Source organism: Loigolactobacillus bifermentans DSM 20003, assembly GCF_001434575.1.
In the GTDB taxonomy this organism is placed as follows: Bacteria; Bacillota; Bacilli; order Lactobacillales; family Lactobacillaceae; genus Loigolactobacillus; species Loigolactobacillus bifermentans.
This window is the reverse complement of sequence record NZ_AZDA01000059.1, coordinates 1-6,393: the sequence shown is the minus strand read 5'-3', so window position 1 is coordinate 6,393 and position 6,393 is coordinate 1. Positions and strand designations below refer to the sequence as shown.

Here is a 6,393-nt window from a genome sequence, read left to right as displayed (position 1 = left end):
TTCGTCTGTTTGTTTTTAGTTGTTAATTTGGCTGATCCAGTAGTGGAAAATAGGCTATTCAATTGTTGATGAGCCACTTTATTTACTTTGGGTGATAATTGTTGTCGATCAACAATTTGAATGGCATCTTGATGAATATGCTGCTTAGCTGTATTGACATTATTATCAAGGACCGTTACTAGAATTGCAATTCCTAAACAGGTGCCAATTTGACGTGCTGCGTTAACAATTCCCGAACCAATCCCACTTTTATTTTTTGGCAAATGCTTAACTGAGGCCACTAACGAAACCGAAGAGAACCCAAAACCAACACCGTTAATCACCAGAAAAGTAATGATAACAGCTTTAGGCGTTGTGGTGGTGATAAACGACAAGAGCAGTAAACTAGCTGCCATGACTAAGAGGCCAATCAAAGTAACCGGAACTGCGCCAACTTGATCAAATAACTTAGTTCCCAAAGGCATCGCTACCATGATTGTTAAGGAAACTGGAATAATAATTAGGGCTGCATGTAACGCTGTATCGTTCAGAACGTCTTGTAAAAAGTAATTTAAAATCAGGGTGGGGCTAACTAATGCAAAGCCGGTTAAAAAGTAAACTAAACTAGAAGCAGTGAGGGTTTTTTCACGAAACAAATCTAATTCAAGTAACGGGTGCTTGACTTTACTTTCGATAAAGATGAACAATCCAATAGCTAATACGCCGCCAATGAGTGTTCCTAAGATGATGCCCGACTGCCAACCATATTGGCGGCCTTCTAGTAGGCCAAAGGTTAAACCACCCAAGCCTAGTGTTAAAAGAATCGTTCCTGGTAAATCAATTCTCCCCGCCAAGGATTCGTCATATGATTCCCTTACCCCCATAGCAACAATTAGAAAGGCTACGATGGTTAAGGGGACATTAATGCCGAATACCCAGCGCCAAGAAGCATATTCAATAATCACACCACCAATCGGTGGCCCCCCGGCAGCGGCTAAAGCTGTTACCGCGCCCACAACGCTAGCAATTTTGGGCATATGCGCTTTGCCAAATATTTCAATTCCCATTGGTAAGACAATCGGGGTGATAATGGCACCGCCTAATCCTTGAAAAAAGCGAAAAGCAATCAATTCTGGTAACGATGTTGCCAGCATACAAGCCGCTGAAAAGCCACCAAATAAGGCTAATCCTAATAACATAATTTTTTTACGACCATAACGATCGGCAATCTTTGAACCAGTGATCATAAACACGGCTAAGGCTAACGTATAGATGGTGGCAACCCAACTTGTATCAGTTAGACTGGCATTAAAATGGGTCATAATTTTGGGTAAAGCAATGTTGACGATAGTACTGTCTAAGGTACCCATAAACATCGCAATGGTTAACCCGATAAAACTGATAATTTTAGTAGCTTTTGACATCTATCAAGCGCTCCTTTCGGTAACAGATGAATACAAAGGAAACATTTGTTACCTTTGTTTGCAGTCTTTAGTATAATTAGCCCTAAGCATTAAAACAATCCTTATTGGCTAAGTGCTACAGATTGCTATAATTTGTTACCGATAGTGTATGAGAGGGGCAGCAAAATGAATGGGAAGCAACGTATGGTTGAACAGTCTAAACAATGGCTATGTGACGCACTCATAAATTTAATGAAAAAAGAAAATTTTCAGGACATTTCCATTACTGAAATCGCTCAAACCGCCGAATTATCTCGAAAGACATTCTATCATTCTTTTAAAAATAAAGAAGCGGTTATTAATTATTTGTGTGATCAGTTATTTGATCAATACTTTGAACAATTACTCCAGCAAAAACCTCAAGTAGGAGAAATTATGTTAAACACCACGTTTGAAATTTTTTTAAATTTCTGGTGGCAAAAACGTGATTTAATTCAATTATTGATTCGGCAAGGCTTATTTGATCACATGAATGAAATTTGGCAGAAAAAAGCAATTCCTCGTTATCAACAGTTTGCTGCTCCTTGGCACGTTCATGGTACCCCTGCCCAGGTAAACTATGTGATGGCTTTTCAACTAGGCGGTTTTACTAATATTCTACGAGTCTGGTTAGGCCAAGGTGATCCTGAGCCACCAGGAAAAATTAAAAACGTGATGTTGTTGGCTGCTCGACAATTAGCAGACAGTCTGAATGCAAACTAGACATAATTACGACAAACGATCTCTAGTTAAAATTGTTCTAGCCTAATGAATTCAGCCCCTTTAACATCAACCATTACTAGGGCGAAACGCAACCATAATATGACATCTGATGTACTAACTGAAGTTGTCTATGTACTTATTAGATTATTCCAGTGAAACAATGGCCTGCAAGGTGCCTGCTGAAAAGACAGACACTAAAAAACACAATCTGCTTAAGTGCATAGTACATTATGTCATTGCATATCATATCATGACATGATAACAAATAAGGAGGAACACTATGAAAATAATTACTTTTTCCGCTATTAAAGGTGGGGTTGGTAAAACCACCTTAACCTTTAATTATGGTGAATGGTTGTCTTGCAAGGGATATAATGTTTTGCTGATTGATAGTGACCATCAATGTAGCCTAACTCAAACCTATGATATTTATAAAGACCATGGAACCTTATCTGACATTTTTACAAAAGACAGTGAAAAAGCAGAAATTATTGAATTACACAAGAACTTATCAATTATTCCTGCTTCTATGAATTTGGATACAATCAACAATGATCTTCAAACGAGAGCCAATAAGGAATTATTAATGTATATGTGGTTCTCCGACAACTATGATAAATTGAAAGATTTTGATTATGTACTAATAGATACACACCCAGATTTTTCAACAATTACACAGAACATGATTGTTATTTCAGATTTCGTATTTAGCCCAATTGAACCAAGTGAATATGGTTTTATTTCAAAAAGTAATTTGGAATTACGAATGGAGCAATTGAAACAAGATGTAATAAATGTTGAAAATCGGAAAAGTTTTGTAACAGCAGAGCTTAAATTTATTGGGAACAGAATAAAGCATAATACTAAATCTTCACATGAATTTGTAGAGCAAATGGAAAAAGATCCACGAACAATCGCGTTAATTCCAGAGAGAGAAATATTTAATAAAACAACACTTAATCATGAACCATTGATTAATATGGAAAAAGAAAATAATTCAACGCAAAAAACAAGAGAATTTTTTGATAATATTGACAATATCTTTGATATTTTTACTAGACAATGATCATATCATGATGTGACATGCTATGATATGGAAAGGATTAACATTATGGCATTTGAAGATAAAATGAACCAACTAAAAAAAAGTATGAACAGCAGCTCATTAACAAATGAAGATCCTGCACCCAGAATTTCAAAGTCCTATACTTTAAAACAAAACATTGCTAACGAATTAGCAATGCGCGCTAAAGAAAAAGAGTTAACAGCTTCAAGATATTTAGAACAGTTGTTGAAAAAAGAGTTTAATCTGTAGTTTTAGAACATTCACCATAAGGAAACTCTTGTTGGGATTCCAATTAAGGATAGCCAATGGTTATTTCCAGTACAACATTGTCACCAGCCGAATGTTGGTAGTATACAAAACCAGATAAAGTTGCCGGCAGGTAAGCGCTATGCTAGACTAAGATTAATTTAACAACCAAATAAAAAAATCAGCTAAACAGAAAAAATTCCCGATTCACAAGGAATCAGGAATTTTAGGTTTAGCAAGTAGCTACCATACAGCTACTTAGATTCAGTCGATTTTCACCGCCAAGTTGGGAGCATAAAATAGTTTGTGTAAACGGCCGAAAGGCCTACTAGAAAAGGGAACGTCTTCCCCGTATGATTTAAGTACCACACAAAATCATAAGGAGACGTTCCCCATGACCCAACTTAACACAGAACTTCTGTCTGCACTAGCTAATAAGCAGGATATCACTGAGGTCTTTCGGCTTGAGCTTGAGACAACCATCAACCATTTACTTACGACGGAGCTCACCGCCTTCCTCGACTACGAACCTTACAACCGTCCGGCAGACGCCCGCAACTATCGTAATGGGTACTCCAAACGGGAAATTGATACGGCGTACGGCAGGATCACGGTTCAAATGCCGCGCGATCGCGTCGGCGCTTTTAACACGCCGACCCTTGCCCCTTACCAACGTCATACTGACAGCTTGGAAGAGACTATAATTCAGTTATATAGCCATGGCGTAACCAATCGCGAAATTGCCGAGTTGATCGATCACATGTACGGTGCGTACTACTCGCCTCAGACTATATCCAATATCACTGACGTGGTGACGAACCAGGTTGAGTTGTTTCAGAAGCGGAGGTTAAGCGACAAGTATGCGGTCGTTTACGTCGATGCGACATACGTTCATTTACGACGAGACACAGTTGAAAATGAGGCAGTCTATATCATGATTGGGATCCGCCCAGATGGTCTCAAGGAGGTCTTAGGCTATGCAATAGCGCCTACAGAATCGGCAACCATCTGGGAAGAACTGATGATTGACGTTAAATCACGTGGTGTTGAGCAAATCCTCTTGTTCGTCGCCGACGGCGTCGTAGGCCTTCAAAGTACCATAGCTAAGCATTTCCCGAGAGCTCAGTTTCAACGGTGCCTAGTCCACGTAGCTCGTAACTTCACGGCGAAAATCCGTGTGACCGAACGGAAGGCAATCAACGACGAGTTCCGTGCCATTAGGCAGTCACCTACCCGTGAGGAAGCAGAGAACGCCATGGAAGCATTCGTGGCGACCTGGGGAGTAACCTATCCTGCCATAAAGAAGCTAGGGAAGCTTGACGATTTGTTCACGTATTACGGGTTTCCACTAGCAATCCGTGGCAGTATCTACTCGACAAACGTGATTGAGTCTTTCAACAAGACGTTCAAAGTCAATATGCGGAAAAAACAACAGTTTCCGAATGAAGAAGCACTTGATCGCTACGTTGTCACGCAGTGTCTTAATTACAACGCTGGACGTATTGGACATCGTCACCGTGGTTTTGTCAGCTGTAGCGATACACTTGACTCGATGTTCGACTAGCCCAGTTCATATGGGGAAGACGAGTTTACACAAACTTTTTGACACACCCACGAAAAAGCTTCGTTAACTCATTTTTTAGGCTAATTGAACGCAAAATAAGTAACCTAAATATTAATCGCATCGGTATCTCTAAACTGAAGTCCTACTCGTGATATGAAATCCTTAAGCAGATCAAACAATCCCTCAGACCTCACTCAAATAATCGTCCGTTAAAAATAACGAACGTGTGCTCAGATGACGCTTATTTAACAGCTATACCAGCCGATCTTTAATATTAATTACTGTCTGCACCGCTACACCGGTTTCAGCTGCAATTGCACGATAGCTAATTGGGGCACCGGTTGCTTTATTTCTTAACTGATCAACGATACGGCGGTAGATAAACCGTTTTTGTGGGTTAGGTGCGTCTGCGGCGTAAGCGGGCCGCGTCCCCCGATATTTCCCATTGGCTTTGGCGATTTCAATTCCTTGACGCTGGCGCTCACGAATTTTCTTCCGTTCCGTTTGGGCCATATAAGATAGCAGTTTGGTTAACAGGTCAAACATAAATTTATCCATATCTGAATCGCCGGTGCGCATAGAAAGAAATGGCGCATCTAAGACTTCCATCTTAACTTGTTTGTCCCTGATCTGCTTGATAATATCACTGGCATCATCATAGTTACGACTCAAACGATCCAAGGACGCAATGACCAGCGTATCGCCCTGTCGAACATACGCAATGGCTGCTTGTAATTCTGGTCGATTTTCGGTTGATTTTCTCGATTGCTTTTCTTCGAATATTTTTTCACACTTAGCTTTTTTAAGTGCTTTGATTTGACGCGCTAAATTCTGATCAGTTGAACTAACTCGGGCATACCCAATTTTCATCACGACTTCTCCTCTCGGAATTTGACCCTACATTATCGGTAACAGATTAGACACTCAAATTGGACATTTTTAACAGATTCAAGAATCGCTGACGGTGCCCGATAGAATCTCAGTTTTTTCCTATATTCTTAGTATAACGTTTATTGTCCATTTAGGGTACACTCTAATCTAACAAAAACTCCAAAATTGAATTTTGTGAATCATAAGAAAACGTTAACCCATTACTTCTGGATTGTAGTCAATACGTGAGACAGATTTTAAGAGAGATCAAGAACCGCGTTTAGCTTCCACAGCTCAAATAAATCATTAATTTCGATTAATAACTTATTTGAACCATGGAAAGCATTAAATCAGGCGGCCATTTGGTTCGCAATCGAGTGAATATCCATCTCCTTCATGAGTCGAGAGACTCGACGAGGACTGCAGCGGCGCTGCAGAGGTTGAAGCTCCAGATTCAATTCATGGTGGATCTTCATAACGCCGTATCGCTGCTTGAATTCCGC

The 6,393-nt window shown here is 39.9% G+C and carries 7 protein-coding genes; 4 read left to right on the top strand and 3 right to left on the bottom strand.

The features are described from left to right. A partial coding sequence (locus FC07_RS08085; RefSeq protein WP_057904618.1) for an MFS transporter occupies positions 1-1,403 on the bottom strand: 1,403 nt, incomplete at its 3' end. A gap of 165 nt (positions 1,404-1,568) precedes the next feature. On the opposite strand from FC07_RS08085, the gene FC07_RS08080 reads away from it, so the two are divergent. The 4 genes from FC07_RS08080 to FC07_RS08065 all read left to right on the top strand — a co-directional run bounded on the left by FC07_RS08080 (position 1,569) and on the right by FC07_RS08065 (position 5,020). Then, on the top strand, positions 1,569-2,144 hold the full coding sequence (locus FC07_RS08080; RefSeq protein WP_057904617.1) for a TetR/AcrR family transcriptional regulator: 576 nt from the start codon (positions 1,569-1,571) through the stop codon (positions 2,142-2,144). Between the two features lie 280 nt (positions 2,145-2,424). Beyond that, entirely contained in the window at positions 2,425-3,210 is a 786-nt protein-coding gene (locus tag FC07_RS08075; protein ID WP_057904616.1) for a ParA family protein, read from the top strand. 45 nt (positions 3,211-3,255) lie between these two features. Continuing rightward, positions 3,256-3,459, top strand: coding sequence for a hypothetical protein (locus FC07_RS08070; protein WP_057904615.1), 204 nt, complete (start codon positions 3,256-3,258; stop codon positions 3,457-3,459). A gap of 391 nt (positions 3,460-3,850) precedes the next feature. Further along, on the top strand, positions 3,851-5,020 hold the full coding sequence (locus FC07_RS08065; RefSeq protein ID WP_057904614.1) for an IS256 family transposase: 1,170 nt from the start codon (positions 3,851-3,853) through the stop codon (positions 5,018-5,020). A 252-nt stretch (positions 5,021-5,272) separates the two neighbouring features. On the opposite strand, the gene FC07_RS08060 is transcribed toward FC07_RS08065, so the two are convergent. Further along, positions 5,273-5,890 (bottom strand): recombinase family protein, encoded by a 618-nt coding sequence (locus FC07_RS08060; RefSeq protein ID WP_057904613.1) that lies wholly within the window; start codon positions 5,888-5,890, stop codon positions 5,273-5,275. A gap of 350 nt (positions 5,891-6,240) precedes the next feature. Continuing rightward, positions 6,241-6,393, bottom strand: a 153-nt coding sequence (locus FC07_RS16410; protein ID WP_420835654.1) for an IS3 family transposase, incomplete at its 5' end; no start/stop codon positions are given.

What these genes read in the sequence shown, in the direction of transcription:
- FC07_RS08070 (WP_057904615.1), top strand. Translation starts at nt 3,256, where the DNA reads ATGGCATTTGAAGATAAAATGAACCAACTAAAAAAAAGTATGAACAGC.
- FC07_RS08075 (WP_057904616.1), top strand. Translation starts at nt 2,425, where the DNA reads ATGAAAATAATTACTTTTTCCGCTATTAAAGGTGGGGTTGGTAAAACC.
- FC07_RS08060 (WP_057904613.1), bottom strand. Translation starts at nt 5,890, where the DNA reads ATGAAAATTGGGTATGCCCGAGTTAGTTCAACTGATCAGAATTTAGCG.
- FC07_RS08065 (WP_057904614.1), top strand. Translation starts at nt 3,851, where the DNA reads ATGACCCAACTTAACACAGAACTTCTGTCTGCACTAGCTAATAAGCAG.
- FC07_RS08080 (WP_057904617.1), top strand. Translation starts at nt 1,569, where the DNA reads ATGAATGGGAAGCAACGTATGGTTGAACAGTCTAAACAATGGCTATGT.